Below are 22,749 nucleotides of genomic sequence, written 5' to 3'. Positions count from 1 at the left end.
CGCGGCGGCTTGTTCGGTGAGCTGCTCGTGGTCGAGGTTGAAGGCTTCGCGGACTTCTTCGGTCACCGCGGTGACGTTCATCGTGCAGAGCAGCGGGAGGAAGTCGCCAGCGGATGAGCAGAAGGGCGCGATGAGTCCATCAGGGTCGATCACCGGCTGGTCGGCGCAGGCGAACTGCTGGTACACGCCGCCGGAAGCATCACAGGTCTCGATGATCGATTGGTTGTCGTAGTAGAAGTGGGTCGCGGCCAGAGCCGGCACCGCATCCATGACACCCCGCTGCCGACCACAGAGATAGCCCCCGCTCTCGTCCACGGCGTCGGTCCGGGTGCCATCCATCACACTGACCACCGGCGGACCTCCAGAAAACCACAATTCCCAACCTAACCCAGTCCACCCCCAAAAGGAAGCCTTTCAACCCGAAAGATCCCCCCCCGATAGACCCCCGACAAGCCAGACAAGCCACCACTCCCCCACCCACCCCAAACCCTGCGAAGCCTTGGCGAAGCAGGGCCGCGCGCGCACAATCAACCGCATTCCGGGGGCCATCGGTCACGTTTGATTGACGACCAACCCCCCGTGCGCACACGTTCCAGACCCTTTTTATGCCGCTTTCCGGCCCATTTTCGCTGGGGTGATCCCCATCCATGCGTTAACCTATACCCCACGGACCTCGCCTGTGGTCCCGACATCTCTCCACATCCCCCGCCATCACGCAGGGCAGAAGGGCACAACCATGGACCACCCCAAGGCCTCTATCACCAGGTCCACCACCACGCTCCTCGCCGCCGCACTCTCCTTAACATCGGCCACAACAGCACTTACAGATCAGCTTGTCGTCGACACCGACCTCCTCACCATCACCAACCTCACCACCGCCACCACTTGGGGTGCCCCCGAAGGCCTCGTCGCCGCCTCCCACCAGAACGGCGTCGCCACCTTCACCTTCTCCGGCGACTTCGTCCTCAACGCCACCGACACCCTCACCGGATCCGGCTCCGCACCAGCCACCTTTCTCGTTGGTAACAATGCATTTATAAGCACAGGCGCCACCATCGACTTCTCCGCACTCGGCACCCAAGCCGGCCCAGGCGGCGGAGCCGGCGGACTTGGCATGGCCGGCGGCGGCGCAAGTTCCGGCGCCACAGGAGGTAACGGCGCAGGCATCCAGCCTATCGTCGGCGGCGGGGCCTTCGCCTTCTTTTTCGGCTTCAACCCCGCCCCGGTCCCTTCCTTCGGTGGCAAAGACGGCAAGGTCGGCAGCGATGCCGTTGATGCAAACCCAGGCGTATCAGCAACTTCCGGGTCCGCCGGTTTCGGACAGGTCGCTGGCGGCGGCGCAGGCGGCACCGCAGGAACCGCTGGCGGAACCACCACCATCCTCGCCGGCGGCGGCGGGTCTGGCGGCACAGGCGGCAACCCCGGCATCCCCCTCCCCTTCGAGTTCATCTCAGGACCCCTCACCGGCAACATCCTCAAACCCACCGACGGCAACGTCGGCTTCGACGGCTTCGACGGCCAGTCCGGCGGCGCGGGCGGAACCGGCCAGGGTGGCTCTAACACCCAGTCAACCTTCAACTTAACCGGCGGAGCCGGCGGCGGAGGCGGGGGAGGTGGAGGCGGCGGGCAGGGCGGTGGCGGCGGCGGCGGCGGTGGCGGCGGGGCCTCCGGCGGCGGGGCATGGGCCATCGTCCCCATCCCCAACCCCACCACACCCGGCTGGTCCTTCGGTGGAACCGGAGGCATCGGCGGACGCGGGGGCGACGGCGGAACCGGTGGCGATGGCGGCATCGGTGGCCAGGGCGCCGACGGCGGCGCAGGGGGCGGGGCCTTCTCCATCGAAGCCCAGGGACAGGTTATCTATCAGGGCATGGCCTCGGCCACCGGCGGCAATGGAACCACTGGTTCAGCAGGCACTTCCGGCGATACAGGCAATGCCGGCCAAGGCGGCGGGTTCTTCCAGAACGGCACCATCGGGCTCCCGGGCGTCCAGACCTACTCCATCCCCTTCACCCCGATCATCTTCATCGGACCCAACTTCCCCGGCCAGACCGGGGCCGATGGCGAGATCGGCGGAGCCGGTGGCGATGGTGGCAGCGGCGGCCGCGGAGGCCACTCCGGCGGCGGGTCCGGCGGAACCGTCAAACTCGTCGGCACCACCGTCTCCGGCGGCGGCACCATCGACCTCTCCGGCGGGCAGGGCGGGGACAACACCAGGTCCAGTGATGAGGGGGGTTTAGGTCGCTTTCTGGTTGGCACCAACGCGGTGCTCCCCGGCGCATCATCAAAAGGTGTCTTCGGCGGGTCGGTCACCGGACAGGACAGCACCACGCGGATCGGCTCGCTCTCACCCAACCCCTTCATCGCCGATGCCCCGCTGGTCCCCAATCTTCCCAACCTCGTTGGCGGCGCCGAGGCCTTCGGCCTGACCGACCTGGACGCCACGCTCATCGAAGTCTCGCCCGGCGTAACCCTCGTCAGCCAGACGCCCGCCAACGCCCTCGGCGGCATCGCTCGGTACGACCTCAACGTCGAAGACGTCTCCGCCTTCGTCGGCTACGACCTGCTTGTGCTCTACAGCGCTCGCCCCGAGACGCTGGAGAACCCGCGTTTCGGCGTCGGGCAGGAGGGCTTTGGCGAACGCCTGCTCATTGGCGGCGCGGTCAACGATCCGCTCTTTGGCGGCATCACCGATCAGGTCCTGCCTGGCCTTGGGAGCTTTGGCGTTTACACGACGCTCATCCCCGAGAACACCGAGCACTTCTTCTTCTCATTCGAGACCGCAGGCAACGTCTACTCGGCGCAGCAGCAGTTCCTCAATGATGGCGAGTTCATGTTCGTGACCGCGTCGCCGGACAACCCGGTTTACGACGCGGTCTGGGCCACTTCGGGCACAGGAGCCTGGTCGGACCCGTCAAAGTGGACCGTCACCAACAACGACACCGGTCTCCCGCCTGGTCCTGGCGAACTCGTTGGCTGGCCCGGTTTCCCGCAGAACGTGCTGGGCGGGTATGCCTTTAATGTCGAAGTCGGCAGCCAGTCGACGCCGGTGTTTGCTCAGGTCAGCCAGGACGTGAGCGTCGCCATCGATCATCTCGATGTGGCAAATCTCTCCTCGATTACGATCCAGCCCGGGATGTCGCTGACGATCGAGCAGTTCGTCGAGCGCCCCGGCAGCGGGCTGATCACCAACGACGGCACCATCCAGCTCAACAACGCCGTGGGCGCGACCGGCACCCTTCGCTTTACCGGCCCGGACATCGTGCTCGAGGGCGATGGCGTGATCGCATCGTTTGGCGGCGGCCTCACTTCGATGCAAGGCTTGCGATCGACCGACCGCATCACGCAACGCGCTGATCACACGCTTTCGATCGATGGTGTTCTGGGTAACAATCAGTTACTCATGATCAACGAGGGCACCATCACCAACGCCCCGCTTCTCGCGGGCGCCACGCTCGGTGCGCTGGTCATCGACCCGACTGGCAACGCGATGCGGAACACGCCGGGGCTGGATAACAGCGGAACCATCCTTGGCGTCGCCCCGCTAACGATCCAGGATACCTTCCTGCTCAACCGCGCCGGCGGAAACATCTCCGGCAACACGATCAACCTCAATAACGTCCGACTGCACAACGACGGCAACTTCACTGTCAGCGATCTGCGCATCAACAACAGTGCGGGCATGATTGGCGGGACTGGCACCTACGACATCACCGACCTGACCATCAACAGCAGCTTCATCGCGCTGACCGTCCCGCTGCGAGTTACCGGGAACCTGAGCGGCAACAACCTTGATTTGGTCAATGATTCAGTCATTGGGGCCGAAGGCAACATCGACTTCGATAGCTCATCCTTCTCTGGCGGCACCATCGAAGTGGGCCAACAAGCCACCTTCAACTCCAGCAGCAGCTTCGAGGATGTCACGTTCATCGGCATCCCGAGCAGCCAGTTTGCAAGCGCAAGCATCTTCATCACTGAGGCGGCTTCCGTCGGACAACTCCAGTTCCAGGGCATCGACGAAGTCTTTATCGATGACATCCTCCTCGACGATAACGTGACCATGACGGTCGATGTCGGCCCCAACTTTAACGCACTAACCCTGCTACGTGTTTCTGGTGGCAACCAATTCGATCTAAAGCTGACCGGCCAGACCGGCGCAGGCTACGTCGAGTTCGGCGACGTAGATGGTGACGACACCGTCATTAACCTCGATGTCGGCGACGGTGTCGTCAGCATGTTCGGATCGACGATCGACCCCGCCGGGAGCATGGATGACGCCATGCCCGGCTTCACGGTCAAGGGCGGAATCGAAGGAGACTTGAACCTCGTCGACGGAACCTTCGACTTCCGTCAGGCCGATACCACTGAGGTTTTCACGCTTACGACCCAGGATGCCACGGTGCTTGGCGGTGATTTTCGTCAAGACTCTGTCAGCGCCTCCAATACCACCTTCATCAACTCCCGGCTTGGCGCAGGCGTCGACATGTTTCTTGATGGCACGCTGCGCAATGTCACGCTCGGCGACGCAACCGAGATATTTGTCGGCACCCTACGCATCGAGGGCCAACTGGGCCTCACGCCCGGGTCATTCGTGACTTTTAGCGACGGGACCATCATCCTCGACGACGATCTCATCATCGATAACGGCGGCCTCGAGTTCTTTGGAACAGAGCTGACCGCCGAGTCGGCCGGCACCCGTGTGGTGCTCGGCCAAGACGCGACCGTTTTTTTCGAGGGAGGTGGTTTCTCGGGCTCCGTAGGCGGAGATGAGCTCATCTTCGAGAATAACGGATTCATCGCGCTGGGCTTCGACGCGCAGATCGACTCCTTCGGCACCGCCGATGGCGTCACCATCGGCCTGATCAACCGTGGCCACATTTCAGGTGATGCATCGAGTGAAGGCCAACTGTTCGATACCACCATCGACAACGAAGGGGGCGTGATCTCCGGAAGCACCTCGTTTGTATGGATCATCGGCGGTACCGTCGGCGATCTCAGCATGGAAGACACCACGCTTGAGAATGTGACGATCACGGGGAACGCTTTCAGTAACCTTGGGATACTCGAGCTGGTCGGTACCATCACGATCGATTCGCTTGGCAGCCTAGATGCAAGCTCAGGCGATGGGCTGCTTATAGGGGCTGGTGGCGTCAAGATCGAGGGTTCTGGAGCCTTCACCATCTTCGATGGGATCTTCGGCACCAACGCCGGCGACCGACTCACCATCGGCGAGAACATCACACTCAATCTCGAAACCGATCTCTACGGCGGCATTGGCTCTGAGGTCGGGGTCACCAATTTTGGAACAATCAATACCAGCAACCTCTTCATCGAAGGCATCAGCAGCACGGTCGTCGTGCCCGCTGGCTCGCTTGTCGCCAACGAGAACGACCCCGTGGTCGCCGAACTCGCCAACATCCAGCCCGGTGAAGAAGGCAGTTTCACCGGCGACACCAGCAACGCCTTTAACGAGCTCCAGGCCGATACCCAGTTCATCACCGACTTCGCCTTCGTCAACCGCGGAACCATTGTTGCCGGATTCGTAGAAATGAATGGCGAAGCCATGGACAACCGAGGCGGCTACCTCGAAGGCACCACCCTCTACATCGAAGACGGCGTATTGCTTAACGGCCCCGCTGAGGAAGGCGGCCCTGGGGGGACACTGAGCTTCTCAAGCATCCAACTCGTGGGAGCGCAACTGCGTGGCGGGACAGTCGAGGGTGATATCGAGGTTCTGCCCGGCGGCGGCACTTCGACGCTGATCGAAGATGTTGAGATTGATATCCTCATCCTCGATACGTTCGGCGACAGCCTCATCCTCGGCGGCAACACCTCCATCAACGACCTCGAAAGCCTGCCCGGCAGCATCATCGAAGTCGCGCCACTGGCCAATGCCAGGATCGGCAATCTCGATAGCTTTACGCCCGGCTTGGAGGTCCTGATCAGTCACCCAGACGCCGTGCTCACGATCTCCACCGTCAACGGCGGCCTCGACGGCATCGAACTCACCGCCGGTCGGCTGAACATCCAGAACATCATTACGTTCGACGCAGACCCATCGACCTTCACGCAGGAAGGCGGTGTCTTCTCACCCGGCGGCACAATCGATAGCCCCTTCAACGGCTTCGCCGGCACGGCCTTCTTCGAGGGCGGGATGGGCTACGACCTCCAGCCCGGCGCCACGCTCCTGCTCGAAATCGGTAACTCGCCATTCGTCATCGACCGACTTTCGATCGATTTTGACAGCTTCGCCAACCTGGAAGGCTTCCTGCAGATCGAGCTGCTCGGCAACCGTCCGGCAGCCGGAACGACCTACCAGGTCTTCTCGATCGATCCCGGTGCCAGCATCACCGGCTGGTTCGATACGTCGTTGATTGACACGACGCTTTGGGATATCAGCCTGCTGCAGAGCCAGGGGATCATCACGGCGTTGCAGTTGCTGGGAGACTTCGACGGCTCGGGCGTCTTTGAGATCGCCGACCTGGACCTGCTGTATGCGGCTCTTGGTGGGTCGGACCTGGCGTTTGATCTTGATGGCGACCTCGATGTCGACGCCGGCGACATCGCCTTCTGGGTGGAGCAGTTGTTCGGATCCGCCCCGGGTGATGCGAACCTCGACTTCAAGGTTGATCTGATTGACCTCTCGGCGCTGGCGTCAAACTTCGATCAGTCCGTGACCGGGTTTGGTGAAGCGGACTTCAACGGCGATGGCGTCGTGGACCTGATCGATCTCTCGACGCTGGCGTCGAACTTCGGGTTCGATGCGACGACCATTCCTGAGCCAGTAGCAGGTGTCGTTCTGCTGGGGCTGCTGGGTTGCCGGCGTCGGCGGGCGGCGTGAGGTCAGTCGAGTTGGCGGATCATGATGTTGCGGTAGTGGACGGTGTCGCCGTGGTCCTGGAGGACGATGTGTCCTTCGGGTGATCGCGCGAAGTCGGGGAAGTCGGCGAACTTGCTCTCGGCAATGAGTTGGCGGAATGCCGGGGATGCGAGATCGGCCTCAAGCAGGAGCTTGCCGTTGAGGTGGTGCTCGACCTTCGAGCCGTTGACAACAAGACGCACACGGTTCCAGCGTCCGGCGGGGTAGGTAGCGTCGATCGAGGGAGGGATCAGGGCGTAGAGCGCCCCAGCGGAGGTCAGGGGGTTGGTGCCATCAGCATGTCGAGTGTTATCGAGAACCTGCATCTCGGGTGCGGTGTGCCAGGCGGGGCGGGATTCGTCGGAGGCTCGGTAGAAGATGCCGGAGTTCCCGCCGGGGGTGACTTCCCATTCGAGTTGTAGCTCAAAGTTACCGTAGCGCTGATCGGTCGCGATGTCGCCGCCGGGCCCGGTACGCGTCAGCGTGCTATTGGCAACCGTCCACCCTTGTGGGGGCAGGTTTCGGCCGTAGGCGTGCCAGCCGTCGAGGCTCTGGCCGTCGAATAGGAGCTGCCAGCCCTCGGCGCTTTGAGCTTTGGTCAGGGTGTTGTGACGCCAGGGTTCGGGGTTGACGGTGCCTGTGCGGTTGGCAGGAACCTTATTGAGGGTCGTCCAGGCCTCGGTCGTCCAGAGGGATTCGTCAGTCGCCGAGCGGGGGTCACCGAGCCATCGGGTGTAGTAGACGTGGCCTTCGCGGAGTTCGTTGATCTCCAGGAAGATGGTTTTGCGGTCAGGGCTGATCGTGACGGATTCGGGTAGGAAGCTGGTGGGGTCTATCTTGGGTCCGCCATAGGATGCGGTGGGTTCGTACCACCATCGGATAAGCTCGAAACTTTCAGGTTCGAGATAGGCGTCGTCGGCGAGGGGTTGGGTGAGGGTGATTTCCAGGCCGTTGCTCATGGCGCGGATGGCGAGCATCTCGAAGGGGGTGACGCCGGTGGGATCGAGTCGGTCGAGTCCGTAGCGGAGTTTGCCGGTCTGCCCCCAGTTGCCGCGGGAGCCGATCCCGCCGACGTAAAGTGATCCATCGTCAGACCACAGCACTCGGTTGGAGCCTGCCGAGAGGCCTTGAGAGAAGCGGAAGACGGTTCCCTGGTCGATGCCGTCGATGGGGTCGAGGAACACGCGCTTAAGTCCGCCATGGGTGACGTCGGTGAGGAGTATCTGTCCGGCGTAAGGTCCTTCGTGGATGGCGATCGGTTCGCCGGGGGAGTTACCGATCTCGCCCTGGGGCAGCCAGACCACGGGGGGCGTTTCGGGCTGGTCGTCGAAGGGACCGGGGGGTTGGATGTGGTTGCCATAGTGGGCACCTTCACGGAGTCGGACCAGTTTGGAAGATGGGAGCCAGTCGCCCTGATTGTCGGTGGCGTAGAGCTGGTCATCCGGACCGATGGTGATGCCGTTGGGTGTGCGTAGCCCGCCAGCGAAGTAGCGGAAGTCGCCGGTGGTGGGATCGACCTCGACGGCGGTGCCGCGGCCGTAGACCTGCGGGTTGGTGCTCGCACCTCCTGGGTCGATGGCGGTGGCGAGGTTGAAGTAGAAGTGGTTGTTGTGATAGGCGAGCCCGAAGGCGAACTCGTGGAAGTTGGCGGAGACGGGCCAGCCTGAGGCGACGGCGCGGTATTCGTCGGCGACACCATCCTTATCGTGGTCGATCAGCTCGGTGAGCTCCTGTTTCTGGAGGACGTAGATGCGTCCATCGACCACGGCGATGCCGAGGGGCTCGGCGAGTCCGGAGGCGAAGGGCTGGATGTTGAGTTCGTCGGCGGTCTGGTCGTGGTCATCGAGCAGGAAGACTTCGCCGTCCCAGGTGGCGAGGGCGATGCGGCCATCGGGGAGCTGGGCGAGCCCGCCAACGCGGGGCTGGAAGCGTTCGGAGGCGAGGGGGGTCATGGTGAAGCTGGGGTGGACGGCGTCGAGGGGTGAGCCGTCGCCGGGGCTGACGAGGCCTAGGTTGGTGACGATTTTCTTGGCACCCGGGGAGGTAACACGGACTTCATCGGCGGGGGCGTAAAGGTTTTCGGTGGGGACGGGGATGAAGTCGTCTGCACCGGGTGGTCTCCATTGGAGTCTGAGTTCTGCACCGCCGGCGTTCTCGAAGTGATAGGCCTGATAGGCGTGTAGACCGGTGTCAAGGGTGATCAGAGCGTCGGAGGGAGTGGCACGGTGACGACCATCGTGATTGATGATGGCTTTGTTAAAGAGATAAAGGCGGGAGCCGTCGTCGGAGATCAGTCGGAGTTCGTATTCACCGGGCACTTCTACGAGCAAGTAGCCATTAACGATGGTGAGGTACTCGTCTTCGAGGACGAAATCGTCGTCGATGAGGTTGAAGTCGGGGTGAATGAAGGAGACGTTGGGGGTCTGGCTTTCAATGAGCTGCGGGATGCGATGGAGGGGTTGCACAATGTGATAGATGCGCACCGAGATCCCGGGGGTCAAGGCGGCCCCATCGGGTGCGCGAAGGAGTGTGTCCTGCGCAGCAACGCGCGCAGGTGCTAGGAGTGTGGTGATCAGGGTGAGAAGAAGCGTTAAAAGAGTGCGCGTCATGGGCTGGTTTCCCGGTTGGTTTCCGCGTCATGTTCAGGAGCGGGTGTTGGCTTTAAGGTGAGCTGGAGGGTGTAGTCGCCATCGTTCTGGATGAGCAGGCGCGTCTGACCGGCGCTGTTGCGCTGGAGCGTGGTTCTGCCGTTGTGATCGATCATGAATCGAGAACCGGAAATGCTCACGGGTGTTGACAGGACAGCATCGGCGGGCAGACCACGAACGGTGATGCGGCGGTGCCAGGCAAGGCTTGCGTCGGGGTTGGGGTGAGCGGTCGGAGTCTCGGTGATGTGAATGATGTCGTCAGCGTCGGTGATCAATCGGCCTCTGATCTGGACGTGGTCGTTCAGGAAGCGGTAGCCGTCGTAGCGGTAGGTGATGGGCTGGTCGTTGAGAGACCAGTGGGCTTTGGGATCGGTCTGGAAGTAGGTTTGTATGGCTTCGGCAACGGGCTGGGGGCCGTGGCGGCCGTCGTAGACGGCACCCTGGAGCGTCACGTCGCCTTGCCATGCCTGAGTCCAGAGGCCTTGTTTGCTATCGAAGGCGAGGTAGAGGTGGTCGTGGAGGGCGAGGGTCATCATGCGCGCATTGCCATCGAGCACGGAACGAAAAACCCAGGGGTCGCGGGGCTGGCCGGTGCGGAGGTATGTCAGGGCACCTGCGAGGTGCTGCCTGAAGTGATCAGACCGCCAGACGTCTTCACGATGTCCAAGGGAGGTGTAGAAGACCCGGCCGGCACCGTGAGGCCGCGACCAGGCGATGGAGGGCGTGGGGCCATCAGCCTTTTTCTCGGTGTCTTCGGTGTCGAGTTCGATGAGTATGCTGTTGGCGGGCGAGGGCGGCTGGCGGAAGCGGTAGACCTCTTCCTTGAAGGTCGCGCTGGGGGCGTAGGGTCGTGTGGCGGGGTGATGTGGGTCGAGGGTCTTGATGGTGACGGTGTCGTTAGCATTCCAGGGGTGGTCGCGGAAGGCGGCTCCGAGCAGGGAGACGAAGGCGGGGTCATCCTTCAGGGTGTCGGTTGCGCAGTGGATACCCAGGAGCAGCCCGCCTTGGCGGACCCACTGGTCGAGGGCTCCGGCGTCAAGGGGGATATTGCCGGTCGTGTAGAGGATGATCAGATCGAGGGATTCGAGTCGGTCGGGTGTGACCTCGGCAGCGTCGCGGGTGAACCAGAGCGTGAGACCCTGGTTCTCAGAGAGTCCGGACAGGACCTGCTCGACCGCAGAAGGCGTGCTGTCGGGGCCGGGTTTGACGACCTCGTGGACAAAGCCAGCGGACTGGAGGATGACAGCCGTGCGCAGTGGCTTGGCTTCGCAGAAGCCGGTGAGTAGCAGGACCAAGCCGAGGGAACGGAGGACGTTGCTCATGATCGTGTCTCTATCGATGACTTTGTCGAGGGCGAGGGCGAATCGATCTCATCTTAACTTTTGTGAACATTTAAAGCTGAACATTGTGGGCTTGGTCTTATTCCAAGGTCGAGTTGCGTGACTTGTGAATCGAACACATCGGGGCGAAGATACGGTTTCCTGGTGGTGATCTGTTTGCCTCCTGCTTGTACCTTCCTCCAGAATCCTCAAGAGGAGCAAAGGGGACCATGTTGGTTGAGCGACCTCTACGAGTTGGTGTGATTGGTTGTGGGAATATTTCCGGTGCGTACCTTCGTCATGCGCGGACGTTTTCGTCGATGGAGATTGTCGCCTGTGCGGACATGAACGAGTCGCTGGCGCAGGCGAAGGCGACGGAGTTCTCGGTGGAGGCGCGGGGAGTGGATGACCTGTTGGCGAGTGAAGATGTGGACATCGTCCTGAACATCACCCCGCCTCAGGCGCACGCTTCGGTGAATCTGCAGATTCTCGAAGCGGAAAAGCATGCGTACTGTGAGAAGCCTTTTGCACTGGATCGTGAGAGCGCCGAGGAGGTGCTCTCGCTGGCGAGGTCCAAGGGTCTGCGTGTGGGCTGTGCGCCCGACACATTCCTGGGGGGTGGGCATCAGACCTGCAGACACCTGGTGGACCAGGGGGCGATCGGGACCCCCGTGCACGGCACCGCGGTGATGCTCAGCGCTGGCCCGGAGAGTTGGCATCCGAATCCGGATTTTTATTTTCTCCGGGGCGGCGGCCCGCTGATGGACATGGGCCCGTACTACATCACCGCGCTGGTGAACATGCTGGGGCCGGTCGCGGAGGTCCAGTCGATGTCTCATCGTTCGGGCGAGCGGACGTGCACAAGCGAGAAGAACATGGGGCGTAAGCTGCGGGTGGAGGTCGATACGCACCTGTCGGCGCACCTGCGCTTCGAGCAGGGGGCGATCATCACGATGCTGATGAGTTTCGATACCGCAGGGACAAAGCATCGCCCTATCGAACTGCATGGAACCGAAGGCTCGTTGCTGGTGCCCGATCCAAATATGTTCGAGGGCCCGGTGTCGCTGGTGAAGTGGGGTGAGCGCGAGTTTGAGGAAGTCGAGTTGACGCACGGCTACACCGACAACTATCGGAGCATCGGCCTTGCGGACATGGCCGAGGGGGTCCTGCGTGATCGCCCGCATCGTGTGTCAGGTGCGTTGGCTCATCATGTGCTCGATGTGATGCTCACTGTTCAGGAAGCGGCGGGCAAGGGCACGAGTGTTTCTGTGAAGAGCACAGTCGAACGACCAGAGGCGATGCCTGCGGGACTACCGGTTGGTGAGCTCGAGCTGGTTTGAGACAGGAGAACAAGGCGATGCTGCCGAAGAAGGCGTTGGTGAACTGGGGCGGGTGGGATGGTCACGAGCCGGATCATTGTGCTCAGACCGTGCGCGGGCTGCTCGATGACGAGGGCTTTGAGGTTGAGGTTGTGCACGACCTGAGTGTTTACGCCGATGCTAAACGGATGGCGGGGTATGGGCTGATCGTGCCGATCTGGACGATGGAGGAGATTGCGCCAGAGCGGAGCGAGGGGCTGCGCTCGGCGATCAAGTCAGGCATCGGGCTGGCTGGGTTCCACGGCGGGATGGCTGACTCATTCCGGAAGGACACCGACTATCATTACATGGTTGGTGGGCAGTGGGTCGCGCACCCTGGGAACATCATCGATTACACGGTGCAAGTGAAAGCGACCTCACACCCGATCACCCAGGGAATAGCTGACTTTGCGATGCACTCGGAGCAGTACTATCTGCACGTTGATCCCGCAGTGGAGGTGCTGGCAACGACCCGATTCGCTGGGACCTACGACGAGTGGATCGAGGGTGTGGTCATGCCGGTGGTGTGGACGAAGAAGTACGGTCGAGGTCGGGTGTTCTACAGTTCGCTAGGGCACGTCAACGCCGATCTTCAGGTTCCCGAAGCAAAAGAGATCCTCCGACGCGGGCTGCTCTGGGCCTGCGGGCATCTCCCCATCTAACGCTTAGGCTTCAATCACCAGCTTGGTGACCTTGCCTTCGCGGCGCATGATCGATTGACTGACCTCAGGGGGAAGCGAATGGCGATCGATGGTGGTGATGCTGCGATCGCTGTGGTGGATATGGATCGCAGGGTCGTTGCCTTTTTTTCGGTAGATCACGGGAACCTGGCAGAGCGTCAAGGCGAGCTCGTCGTTCTCCAGCGAGAGTGTTTGCTGATTGCCGTGGAGATCGTGGAAGCTGAGTGTGGTTGGTTCGGCGAGCCATTCGGCCTCGGCGATGCTTGAAGGCTTGAAGTGATACGCGCCGTGGAAGGCCCGGACGCCTAGCTCCGCACGCCTGGTGATGACCTCTTCCTTGACCTGGCCGGTCATGCCGGGCTGGCGTGCCCCCGTGGACCAGGCGGAGTGTGAGTAGGCGTCGAGCGGGAAGGCGCCGTACTCACTGGCGGTCTTGTTAAAGCCCAGGCCCGAGCGGATGCGCGTGTAGAGCGTTTGGAGGTTGGCTGCAGCCTCCGGTGTGCTTGCCGTGTCCGAGGCTTCCTGTGCGGCGAGGAGCAGCTTGGCGACCATGTGCCAGTAGATGCAGCCGTTGCCCTCGTAGGCAAACATACTGCCCGAGCGGCCGGTGTAGGACTGATGCTCAAAGACCTGTTCATAGAGATCGTGCAGAGCGGCTCGGTCATCCTCGCTCAGGCTGACGGCGCTGATCTTTGTGATTGCGTTATCGAGCGCTTTGCAGTTGATCAGAGAGCTTGCGAATCGAAGTTCGCCGTTCGCATCGCGATAGAGGATCGTGCGATCGCCAGCGGATTCGAGACGCTCAACAGCGGAGCACGAAGCGGCAAGGTGTTCGGCGACGACGGCTCTACTCAGGAACGAGGGCATCTCTCGCTTGGGGTAGAGCATGAACGTCTTTTGGTCATCGCGGTACAGAGGAGATTGATGGAGTGATTCGAGCAGGCTGATCGACCGATGCTCGTCGAGTGCGCCAGAGGAGAGGGCGGCCACCTGGCCTTCGAGCATGAGCGGGAGTCGCTTGATTTCTGCCTGATCATTGGTCAGATCGAGCACGTTATAGCTGTGGTAAAGATTGTCGTCTCGGCGGTTGGCGTCGAGTCCCTGGGCGCTGATGGTTCGAGCGCGATCGAGAAGGGTGAGGAGCTGCTCGCGCGTGATGTCGCGCGGTTCGCCGGGCCCATCTGCATAAGCTCGCAATCGGTACGTCTCAAAAGCCTCTCCGAGGCGATCAAGGATGGTGCGGCGCGTCTGAGCATTCAGGCCAGCAGCGAGTTGCGTATCGACGCCTTCCAGTGTGTCTGAGATTGACTTGAGCCAGTCGGCGACGTGCGTTGAGAGCTTCTGCGTGTTGTCAGTCGTTTCTTGAATGAGCTTGTGCATGAAGCTGGCGTAGCGGTGCACATAGGCGAGCGTTACCACCGAGACGCCGTAGCCTGCCAGGGCATTGTTGGCGTCGTTCCACTCGGGTCGCTGGGTGTTCATCCAGACCCCGCCATCGGGCACGAGGTTGGACAGTTTGCTGAGCAGCGGGATAAGCAGTTTTTCGACCAGGCCGACGTGATGCACCTTGCCTTGCCGAGTCAGCAGCAGGCGGCCATCAGAGCCAAGGTTCTCGACACGGCGATCGATCTCGCGGTTCAGATCAGCATCGAAGGTGATGGTGCTTCGGGGGTCCGCCACCATGTCGGCATAGGGCTTGATTCGATAAGGCACGTTGGCGTAGGTGAAGCATTGACTCGCCAGCAGTTTGTTGAGTGTCTTGGGGTCGTGATCGCTGAGTGCTTCGAGGAGTCGCAGCAGGTAGATGATCTGATGATCGCCCCAGTAGCCGATGTTGGCCCATGGGTCCTCGGGGTCGGGCTTTTCCCAATCAATGCCGTCTCGAGTGATGCGATAGGGGTTGAAACCATCAAGGGTCGAGGCGTTCACGAACTTGCTGATGATGCCGGGCAGGAATGCGGGAAAACTCAGTGCAAGGGCTTCCCAGTTCTGGAAGATGTCGCGCCAGTTGCCCTGATGATTGAGGATGGGCTCGCCGTGCTCGTCCTGCACGTGGATGGCGAAGTAGTTCCAGGGTCGACTAGGGTCGCCATGACGGCGACCAAAGGTCAGCGGGAGGTATTCGAGTGCGAGCCGTTGAAGGTCTGGATCAGCGGAGTCTGCTGCCCGCTCGATGAGGTCGAGCGTGTTGATCGTGGTGCTATCACCCAGAAGCTTCTTGAACGGCTCGGCGGCGGGGCGGTGGCGGGTTGTAACAAAATCGATGACGTCGGCGGCCGGGGCGTCGTAGTTGCTCGCAGGCACACCACCACGGGCATTATTGAAGAGTACATTGCTGCGGTGGTGGGCGCTGCTGATGGCGTCGCCGGTTGTCTGAGCGGCATCGGTGCTCTCGACGTTACGGGTCAATCCTGATGCGGTGGCCGCCAGAGCCTGCTCGATCGTCATCTCAGCAGCAGCCGGATCACGAAGCAGATTCTGGACCTCGACGATACGACCCTGAGTCTGTCTGGCATCAAGCACGATGTGCCACGTCTTGCTCTCGCCCGGTTCGAGATGAATCAAGGTATGAATGAGGTAACCGCTGCGCTGTCCCTGGACCAGAATCTGGGGCTCGGGGCGTTTGCCATCGCGGAATGAGTTGAGTTGGTTGGCGTCCAGCGTGATGGCGTTGGGGTCAAGACCGGTCGACCACGCGATGTTGGCGTGCAGTGACTCGGCAGGCTCTGCGGTGTCGACTATTCCAGCGGTCAGTGAGATCGTCGCAAGGGTTGTTTTCGGATCAACTTCCGCCTGGGTGTACGCATCGACAAGGCAGGAGGCTCGACTGAGCGTGGTCAGGTTGACGTTCGAGGGGATCAATCCTGTGTAGCCGTCGATCAGGTCGATATCGACGGGGCGGGATGTTGACGTGTTCTGGATCGTCACGCTACGGATGATGCCGAGTTGTGCTGTGGGCGCGAGTTGGCTGCGATAATCTAGCTTGAGTTCGCTGTGATGCTCTTCCGCGATGAGCCGGTCGCTGAGGATCGTCTTGGCGAGACTCCGCGTCGTGCGATCACTGAGTGGATCGCGCAACGGCGACCATAAAGTAGTCTTGCTATCGCGCGACACCCGCGCCAGCGTGATCGGTCCGGTGTGCGTGTGAGCCTGATGGAGTTCGTTGTCTGTGATATAGGGGAACAGGCAGTGAGCTGGCTCGACGCGACCTGCGGTCAGTGCCCCCCGGGACGAGACGAAGCACCAGGTATCCCCCTCGGAGAGCAGGCTGACAAGAAAGGGGGGTAACTGATCGAAGTTCGGAATTCGGTAAGCCTCGACGCCTAATGTGGTCTCGATACTCTCTTGGCGGTCGGGAGTCTTTCGCGATGTCTTTTGAGCCAGATGCTTATAGAAAGCCCGTGTTGATGTGGTTGTCATAATGAGGGTCCAGTTTCTGGCGAGAGTGAGCTGGGGTGTGAATCGAGATTATTCGGGTGTCAGGCCCGGTCCAGATGCGTGTCACAGGTAACAACTATAGTGTAACGCGCGTTACATGGAAGGTTTCATAACGCTGAAGATGCTCTAAAAATCCGTGATTCCCTCTAGTATGCCTTGACTTTCGCGAGAGTCGAGTTAAGTTACATGACAGTATCAGTTACATGACGGATTTCAAGATTCGAGATTCCAGCCACTTCGGAAAGTTACAGCAATGGCCTCTGTCCGCGAAATAGCCAAGCTGGCCGGTGTCTCGACCGCCACGGTCTCGCGGGTGCTCAACAATCATCCGCGGGTCAGTGATGGTGCCCGTCAGAAGGTGCTCATGGTCGCGAACGAGTCGCGTTATGTCCCATCGATTGGCCGCCGATCGACCGGAAACATCGCCTACGTTTACACCGACCACACCACGCTGGATTCCCCCTACGACGCAGCGATCGTCCAGGGGATCTTCGAGACGCTCGAACAGCATCAACTTGATCTGGTTGTGATCAACGCCCGGCAGGCCCGTCAGACTTCGGAGACCTTCAGCCAGATGTTTCTGCGTAAAGGTGTTCGGGGGGCGGTGCTGCGGACGACCGAGACCACGCGTCACTACTGTGCAGCGATCGCCGAAGAGGGATTCCCCGCCGTGGTGGTGGGTGATCGTTTCGATTCCTCCACCATCGTGACCGTCGATTACGAATCAAAACAAGCCAGCCGAGAAGCGATCGAGCACCTGATCGATCTGGGGCATCGACGCATCGCCATCGCTACCAATGTCGTGGACGACACGGACCACCGTGACCGCATGGCGGGGTATCGCGAAGCACTCGAAGCGGCAGGCATCGGCGTTGATCCGCGAATGATCATCCAGACACCCGCGAATCTCGAAGGCGGGAGCCAGATGATCCGCAGGGTGATGACCATGACCGATCGGCCCACCGCGATCTTCATCACCGATCCCTTCACCTGTGTCGGCGCGATGAATGAGACCCGAGCGCTCGGCCTGGACATCCCCGGTCACGTTTCGCTGGTCGGTTTTGACGATTCGCAGCTCCGTTCGTCGGTCTATCCGCGGATGAGTGCGGTCTGCCAAGATGCCAAGCGTCTCGGTAGTGAAGCCTTGGAGTTGCTCAACACCCTGGTGACTGACGCTGATTTCCAGCCCGCGAAGCTCGGTCGATCACTTCGCGCTTGGTTCGAGGTGAACGGGACCACGGGCCCGGCACCGATTGCCACTTGACTCTGTTTTGTTTTTTTATGCGGTCGCGTTGGCCGCTGATCTGATTCGAAGTTTCTAGGTTTCACTCAAGCGCCTCGTTGGCGCTACCCACCTTAAGGGAGGAAAAGATCATGAAGAGTCTGCTCACCACCACCTGCCTCGTTGCCGTCGTCGGCATGTCGTCGGTTGCTTCGGCGAACATGCTGAACAACCCCGGCTTCGAAGACCCGCTGGGCTTTGATTTCTCGGTTGCCACCAACTGGAACGGTTTCTTTGGAGGCCCTCCCGGAGTGACCCTCGCGGCGTTCAACGACGTGCTCCCAGCGTCGGAGGCCAACTCCGGCAACCAGGCGCTGTTCCTTCGGATCACCGGCAACACGGATAATCCGACTGTGCCCACTACACCCGGCTTTGACTCGTTCACCGGTCACGTGCAGCAGATCCCTGGCATCTCCGCTGGCGTCGAGTATGTCGCCTCGATCTTCGCCAAGGAGATCGTCAACTCGGGCAACGCCGTTGAGTTCCGCATCGAGTGGTTTGATGCGGGTGACGGCCCTCTCGGATCGAACCAGATCCTGCTTCAGGATGATCTGACCTCGGAGTACCAGCAGTTCGAGGTGTCCGCCGTGGCTCCTCCGACCGCGACCCGTGCGAACGTCGTGCTCGCCGTGCAGAGCTTCGTCAATGACGGTGTGTTCGCCAACATCCAGATCGCGGCGGATGACGCCTCGTTTGGCATCGTCCCCGAGCCGGCCTCAGCGGCTTTGCTGGCGCTCGGTGGCCTCGCCGCCTTCCGTCGTCGCTAAACGATCACCTTTTCCGGGCCGGGCTCCGAGAGGAGCCCGGTCCGATTCAGCGGGACGAAGTCTGTCCCCGCGGGAGAATGTTTTTACCCACCGGCTCGACCGGCCCTTGGAGGAACGCACGATGAATCGCACCGCCTGCATGACCACCCGAACCCTGTTGACCACCCTGATGATCGGTTCCGTCGGCACCATCGCCTCGGCCGACGCACCGAAGGTCCTCCTTGAAGACAACTTCACGGGCACCGGCAACGTCGCCTACGAAGCCTGGCGGCTCCCCGCTGACGGCCCAGCTGCTTTCTACGGCCGGACCCAGGCGAAGGTTGACCCGGCCATCGACACGCCCCAGCAGATTGGCGGCAACGCCGTTCTCCAGCTCGATACCTACTTCCCGGACGATCCCGGCGCGGCGTTCCACGGCGCCGAGATGATTTCCAAGCGTGTTTTCGCTCGTGGCGGGGGGATCTCGATGGAGTGGCGCTCACGCATCGACCTCACCACCGTCCCCGCAGGCGTTGGCGGGCTCGTCAACGGCCTGTTCTCGTACAACGTGACCCGCACGGACACCGGTGGCTTGCCGGTCCGTGATGAGCTCGACTGGGAACTGCTCACGAACGAGATCGTCAACGGTAACAACCGCCCGTTCACCAACACCTACTCCGAAGAAGGCTTCGTCGGACCGACCGGTGATGCTGCCTTCATTAGCCCGGGGCAGGACCTTGGGGCGTTCCACAACTATCGCATTGACTGGAAGCGCGACCGGGTGGAGTGGTACCGCGATGACGTGTTGGTGCGGACCGAGACAAACCGAGTCCCCGATGATCCCATGACTGTCCGCGCTAACCTCTGGGCCACCGACTCGGGCTTTAGCGACGCCTTCGACAACGCCCTCCAGACCGCCGCGACCCTGGGTGCGAACCAGGAGATCGAGGCCCAGGTCGATTTCATCAAGGTCAAGGAGTTGGGGGCTGCGTTTGATGCGAACCTCTCGACGACCCGACGCAGCGACAACCTATTGGTCGATCCCAGCCACGTTGCCCCGTTAACTTCACCTGACAGTAACTTCGTGGGCGGGTGGCAGACGTTTAGTAACGCCTTCGCGACCGCCACACCGAGCTTTGAGGGCGTAACAGCCTTCGATGGCGACAACGCAGCAGCTAAGTTCTTCGGGTCGTTTTTCTCCGGCGGCGACAGCGTACTGATCCAGCGCGTCGAAGAGCAGGAAGGCCAGGTCTTCGACGGCAAGGAGTTCGAGGCCACGGTGCGTATGCTCACGCCCTCAGCCGATGGCATCGTCGGCACGCAAAACATCGCGCTGACCGTCGTCCAGTTCTTCGATGAGAGCTTCAACCTCATCACCGAGCCGTTCAATCCGGCACCCGGCATCGCTTTGAATGGCGAGGTGGCCACCATCATCGATGGTCGGATCGCCACGACGCCTACGGATACCTGGGTCGAGTCAAATCTCGCGGTCAAGGCCCCGGTTGGCACCCACGCCATCGAGATCGTCCATGTGTTCGTCCAGACGGCCAACAACTTCGAGAATGGCTTTATCGCCGAGGGTGGCGCGGTCTGGATCGACGGCAACGAGCTGGTCATGCTCACGGACATTCTCGACGCCGATATGGACGGCGACGTCGATGTCGACGACCTGGACCTCGTTTTGATGTCGGGCGGTGACGCGGACTCAACCGACCCGATCGACATCAACCAGGACGGCAGCATCACCTCGCAGGACGCCCTGGACTGGCTGACCGAATACGGCAGCCTTCCCGGCGACACCAACCTCGACGGAGAGGTCGATCTGATCGATCTGTCGGCCCTGGCGAGCAACTTTGATACGGCTGGTGACGGCTGGGCCACGGGCGACTTCAATGGCGACGGGGTTGTAGACCTCATCGATCTCTCGACACTCGCCAGCAACTTCGGCAACTCTGCTAGCGCTGTTCCTATCCCTGAGCCAGCTTCTGCAGTCCTCCTCGGTCTCGCAGCCCTGGCGCTGCGTCGCCGGTGAAGGAACTTCCATCCATGACGAACCAACCAACCTTATCCAGACGTATACCTGACAGGAGACTCGCCATGAACGCACGACGGACCGGTTTTACACTTATTGAACTGCTGGTGGTGATCTCCATCATCGCGCTGCTGATCGGCATCCTCCTGCCGGCGCTTGGGGCGGCCAGGAACACGGCGCGAGGGATGTCGTGTCTGTCTAATCAAAGACAGATTGGTATTGCACTCTTTGGTTGGACGCTCGACAACAAAGATCTCTATCCACCAGGATTTATCAATGGAGAGTCGGACTATAGTGTGATCATTGCAGGCTATTTTGGCGGATCACAATCAAGTTACAACTCGGGTGACGATCCCTCCAAAGATGCATTTACTTGCGCTTCAGCTGCGGTCGATGGAGGTAGTCTGCACTATTCGGTCAACATGCTGGTGATGCCTCTCTACCTCAGTGGTATGCCACAATACAACACCCGTAAGCTCATCAGTCCAGCTACCGGTAATCTTTCGGGCGGGACCAACGGGGTACCTGAGTACAGCACAAGCTTCCACCGGCGTGGCTCCGAAACTATCGTACTAGCTGACGGTGGTCAGACTACGCAAGCACTTTCCATCAATAGTGAAATCGGTGACAGTTTTGCGGTTCTCGAGAATCTCGACTTCGGTGGCGGCAAGGGGCCTTCTGCAGGTGGAGTCGATGATCCTCAAGACTACTACAATTCTTCTGACATCAATAACAAGGAAGTAATCAACGAAGGGGGTAACGTAGACGGTATCACGAAGCTCGGTGCTGATGGCGTCGCCGATCTCAGATGGCGCCACGGCGGTGGCTCGGAGTCTGGGGGTGATGCTGGCAGCGTGAATGCTCTCTACGCCGACGGCCACGCTTCGGCTCAGGCTCGTGGTTCGATCCTCAAGAAGAACGTCCGGCCTGACGCCCCTCCTGGATACTGATCTTCCTCCTGCGGTCCGGGACGACCGCGACCATGATCACGTCAGGGTGGGCTCATCCCCGCCCTGACGTTTTTCTTTCTCAGTCTTTTTGGAAAGCAGTTGATGATGCAAAGCCCGCTGGTGCTGCTTGGTCTTTTGATCATTCTGGCGATGGGGTCCCTGGTGAACGCCCAGCCAACTCATGTCACCATCGAGCAGACCGAAACGAACGGCTGGCGTCTGCTCGTTGATGGCGAGCCCTACCGTATCAAGGGTGCCGGCGGTAACCACAGCATGGCGGAACTGGCGGCCGCAGGCGGGAACACCACACGCACCTGGGGCGTGCACGACAAAACAGGTGATGTGCTCGACGAAGCGCACCGAAACGGTCTCAAAGTCGTGGTCGGCATCTGGCTCGGCCATCCGCGTCACGGCTTTGACTACAGCGATATCGAGCAGGTCGCCGCGCAGTACCAGCACGTCCGCAGGTCTGTCGAGAAGCACAAGGATCACCCGGCCCTGCTGATGTGGGGGCTCGGCAACGAGATGGAGCACGGCGATGGCGAATCCAACGCGGCGGTCTGGTCTCATCTCGAAGCCAGTGCGGCTCTGATCAAGGAACTCGACCCGCATCACCCGGTCATGACCGTCTTTGCCGAGATCAATCGAGAAAAACTCGCAGCTGTTCACCAGCTCTGCCCATCGATCGATGTCATCGGTTCCAACAGCTACGGCGGGGCCGCGTCGTTCCCGGCACGATACCGTGACGCTGGCGGGACACTGCCCTACGTCATCGCCGAGTTCGGCCCCCTCGGCACCTGGGAAGTACCCAAGGATGAGCACGGCATGGTGCTCGAGCAGACGAGCACCGAGAAGGCAGAGTTCTATGAAGAAGTCTATCTCGCGCTCGAAGCGGATACGGAGATGTGCCTGGGGTCATTCGCGTTCCTCTGGAGCCACAAGCAGGAGGCCACGCACACCTGGTTCGGGATGTGGTTGCCCGATGGGAACAAGGTCGGTTCGGTCGATGCGATGACCCGACTCTGGTCCGGCCGCCCGCCCGCGAATCTCTGCCCAACGATCGAGCCGATCGAGGCCTTGGACGGCACCTCGGGTCTGCCCGGTACCGTGCTGCGATTCACTGTGGCGGCAAGCGATCCGGAGGGCGCCACGCTACAAGCCAAATGGCTGTTCAAGGCCGAGTCAGACCGCTACATCACTGGCGGAGACGCCCAGGCCGTACCGCAGCGCCTGGATTCAGCCCTGATCGAAGCCGATGCGCAACATGCGGTCGTTCGGCTTCCCGATCAACCGGGCAACTATCGGCTCCACGTCGCCGTCTACGACGGCCAGGGTGCCGCAGCAACGGCGAACGTGCCGCTGAGGGTGTTCGAGCGGTAAGTCGCCTGTTTGTAGCTCCGAAGCTATTCTGCAGCGAGGTGGCTAAGCCTGTCTGCA

The 22,749-nt window shown here is 61.1% G+C and carries 12 protein-coding genes; 8 read left to right on the top strand and 4 right to left on the bottom strand.

Features of this window, described 5'->3' with window-relative positions:
* Window positions 1-339 (bottom strand): hypothetical protein (locus RIG82_05250; protein ID MEQ9460338.1); only part of this gene is annotated, 339 nt, incomplete at its 3' end.
* Between the two features lie 397 nt (window positions 340-736).
* On the opposite strand from RIG82_05250, the gene RIG82_05245 reads away from it, so the two are divergent.
* Window positions 737-6,841: a hypothetical protein gene (locus RIG82_05245; protein ID MEQ9460337.1), complete on the top strand. Its 6,105-nt coding sequence runs from the start codon at window positions 737-739 to the stop codon at window positions 6,839-6,841.
* Window positions 6,842-6,843: 2 nt separating this feature from the next.
* Here RIG82_05245 and RIG82_05240 read toward each other — a convergent pair whose 3' ends face one another.
* The gene (locus tag RIG82_05240; GenBank protein MEQ9460336.1) at window positions 6,844-9,468 is read right to left on the bottom strand and encodes a DUF1080 domain-containing protein; all 2,625 of its coding nucleotides are present in this window, start codon (window positions 9,466-9,468) and stop codon (window positions 6,844-6,846) included.
* Entirely contained in the window at window positions 9,465-10,829 is a 1,365-nt protein-coding gene (locus RIG82_05235) for a ThuA domain-containing protein (GenBank protein ID MEQ9460335.1), read from the bottom strand. Before RIG82_05235 ends, RIG82_05240 begins: the two co-directional genes overlap by 4 nt.
* Window positions 10,830-11,056: 227 nt before the next feature.
* Here RIG82_05235 and RIG82_05230 point away from each other — a divergent pair, with 227 nt between their 5' ends.
* Both RIG82_05230 and RIG82_05225 read left to right on the top strand, forming a co-directional pair.
* Window positions 11,057-12,166 (top strand): Gfo/Idh/MocA family oxidoreductase, encoded by a 1,110-nt coding sequence (locus tag RIG82_05230; protein ID MEQ9460334.1) that lies wholly within the window; start codon window positions 11,057-11,059, stop codon window positions 12,164-12,166.
* Window positions 12,167-12,183: 17 nt separating this feature from the next.
* Window positions 12,184-12,846, top strand: a complete 663-nt coding sequence (locus RIG82_05225) for a ThuA domain-containing protein (protein MEQ9460333.1) — start codon at window positions 12,184-12,186, stop codon at window positions 12,844-12,846.
* Between the two features lie 3 nt (window positions 12,847-12,849).
* Here RIG82_05225 and RIG82_05220 read toward each other — a convergent pair whose 3' ends face one another.
* On the bottom strand, window positions 12,850-16,284 hold the full coding sequence (locus RIG82_05220) for a hypothetical protein (protein ID MEQ9460332.1): 3,435 nt from the start codon (window positions 16,282-16,284) through the stop codon (window positions 12,850-12,852).
* Between the two features lie 271 nt (window positions 16,285-16,555).
* Between RIG82_05220 and RIG82_05215 the strand changes: the two genes are divergently transcribed.
* The 5 genes from RIG82_05215 (at window position 16,556) to RIG82_05195 (ending at window position 22,692) form a co-directional block, all read left to right on the top strand.
* Window positions 16,556-17,566 (top strand): LacI family DNA-binding transcriptional regulator, encoded by a 1,011-nt coding sequence (locus RIG82_05215; protein MEQ9460331.1) that lies wholly within the window; start codon window positions 16,556-16,558, stop codon window positions 17,564-17,566.
* A gap of 110 nt (window positions 17,567-17,676) precedes the next feature.
* Window positions 17,677-18,351 (top strand): PEP-CTERM sorting domain-containing protein, encoded by a 675-nt coding sequence (locus tag RIG82_05210; protein MEQ9460330.1) that lies wholly within the window; start codon window positions 17,677-17,679, stop codon window positions 18,349-18,351.
* A gap of 121 nt (window positions 18,352-18,472) precedes the next feature.
* Window positions 18,473-20,362, top strand: coding sequence for a family 16 glycosylhydrolase (locus tag RIG82_05205; GenBank protein MEQ9460329.1), 1,890 nt, complete (start codon window positions 18,473-18,475; stop codon window positions 20,360-20,362).
* 65 nt (window positions 20,363-20,427) lie between these two features.
* Window positions 20,428-21,312 carry a prepilin-type N-terminal cleavage/methylation domain-containing protein gene (locus RIG82_05200; GenBank protein MEQ9460328.1) on the top strand — a complete coding sequence of 295 codons (885 nt, stop codon included), beginning with the start codon at window positions 20,428-20,430 and terminating at the stop codon, window positions 21,310-21,312.
* A gap of 102 nt (window positions 21,313-21,414) precedes the next feature.
* A complete protein-coding gene (locus tag RIG82_05195) occupies window positions 21,415-22,692 on the top strand; it encodes a glycoside hydrolase family 2 TIM barrel-domain containing protein (protein ID MEQ9460327.1) in 1,278 nt (425 codons plus the stop codon).
* Window positions 22,693-22,749: the final 57 nt, after the last annotated feature.

It is taken from the genome of Phycisphaeraceae bacterium (assembly GCA_040222855.1).
Classification (GTDB): Bacteria; Planctomycetota; Phycisphaerae; order Phycisphaerales; family Phycisphaeraceae; genus Mucisphaera.
The sequence above is the reverse complement of the archived record's forward strand: the minus strand, read 5'-3'. Positions and strand labels throughout refer to the sequence as shown.

Bases quoted from the DNA above. Each gene is read 5' to 3' on its own strand.
- RIG82_05245 (MEQ9460337.1), top strand. From the start codon at position 737: ATGGACCACCCCAAGGCCTCTATCACCAGGTCCACCACCACGCTCCTC.
- RIG82_05240 (MEQ9460336.1), bottom strand. From the start codon at position 9,468: ATGACGCGCACTCTTTTAACGCTTCTTCTCACCCTGATCACCACACTC.
- RIG82_05235 (MEQ9460335.1), bottom strand. From the start codon at position 10,829: ATGAGCAACGTCCTCCGTTCCCTCGGCTTGGTCCTGCTACTCACCGGC.
- RIG82_05230 (MEQ9460334.1), top strand. From the start codon at position 11,057: ATGTTGGTTGAGCGACCTCTACGAGTTGGTGTGATTGGTTGTGGGAAT.
- RIG82_05225 (MEQ9460333.1), top strand. From the start codon at position 12,184: ATGCTGCCGAAGAAGGCGTTGGTGAACTGGGGCGGGTGGGATGGTCAC.
- RIG82_05220 (MEQ9460332.1), bottom strand. From the start codon at position 16,284: ATGACAACCACATCAACACGGGCTTTCTATAAGCATCTGGCTCAAAAG.
- RIG82_05215 (MEQ9460331.1), top strand. From the start codon at position 16,556: ATGGCCTCTGTCCGCGAAATAGCCAAGCTGGCCGGTGTCTCGACCGCC.
- RIG82_05210 (MEQ9460330.1), top strand. From the start codon at position 17,677: ATGAAGAGTCTGCTCACCACCACCTGCCTCGTTGCCGTCGTCGGCATG.
- RIG82_05205 (MEQ9460329.1), top strand. From the start codon at position 18,473: ATGAATCGCACCGCCTGCATGACCACCCGAACCCTGTTGACCACCCTG.
- RIG82_05200 (MEQ9460328.1), top strand. From the start codon at position 20,428: ATGAACGCACGACGGACCGGTTTTACACTTATTGAACTGCTGGTGGTG.
- RIG82_05195 (MEQ9460327.1), top strand. From the start codon at position 21,415: ATGATGCAAAGCCCGCTGGTGCTGCTTGGTCTTTTGATCATTCTGGCG.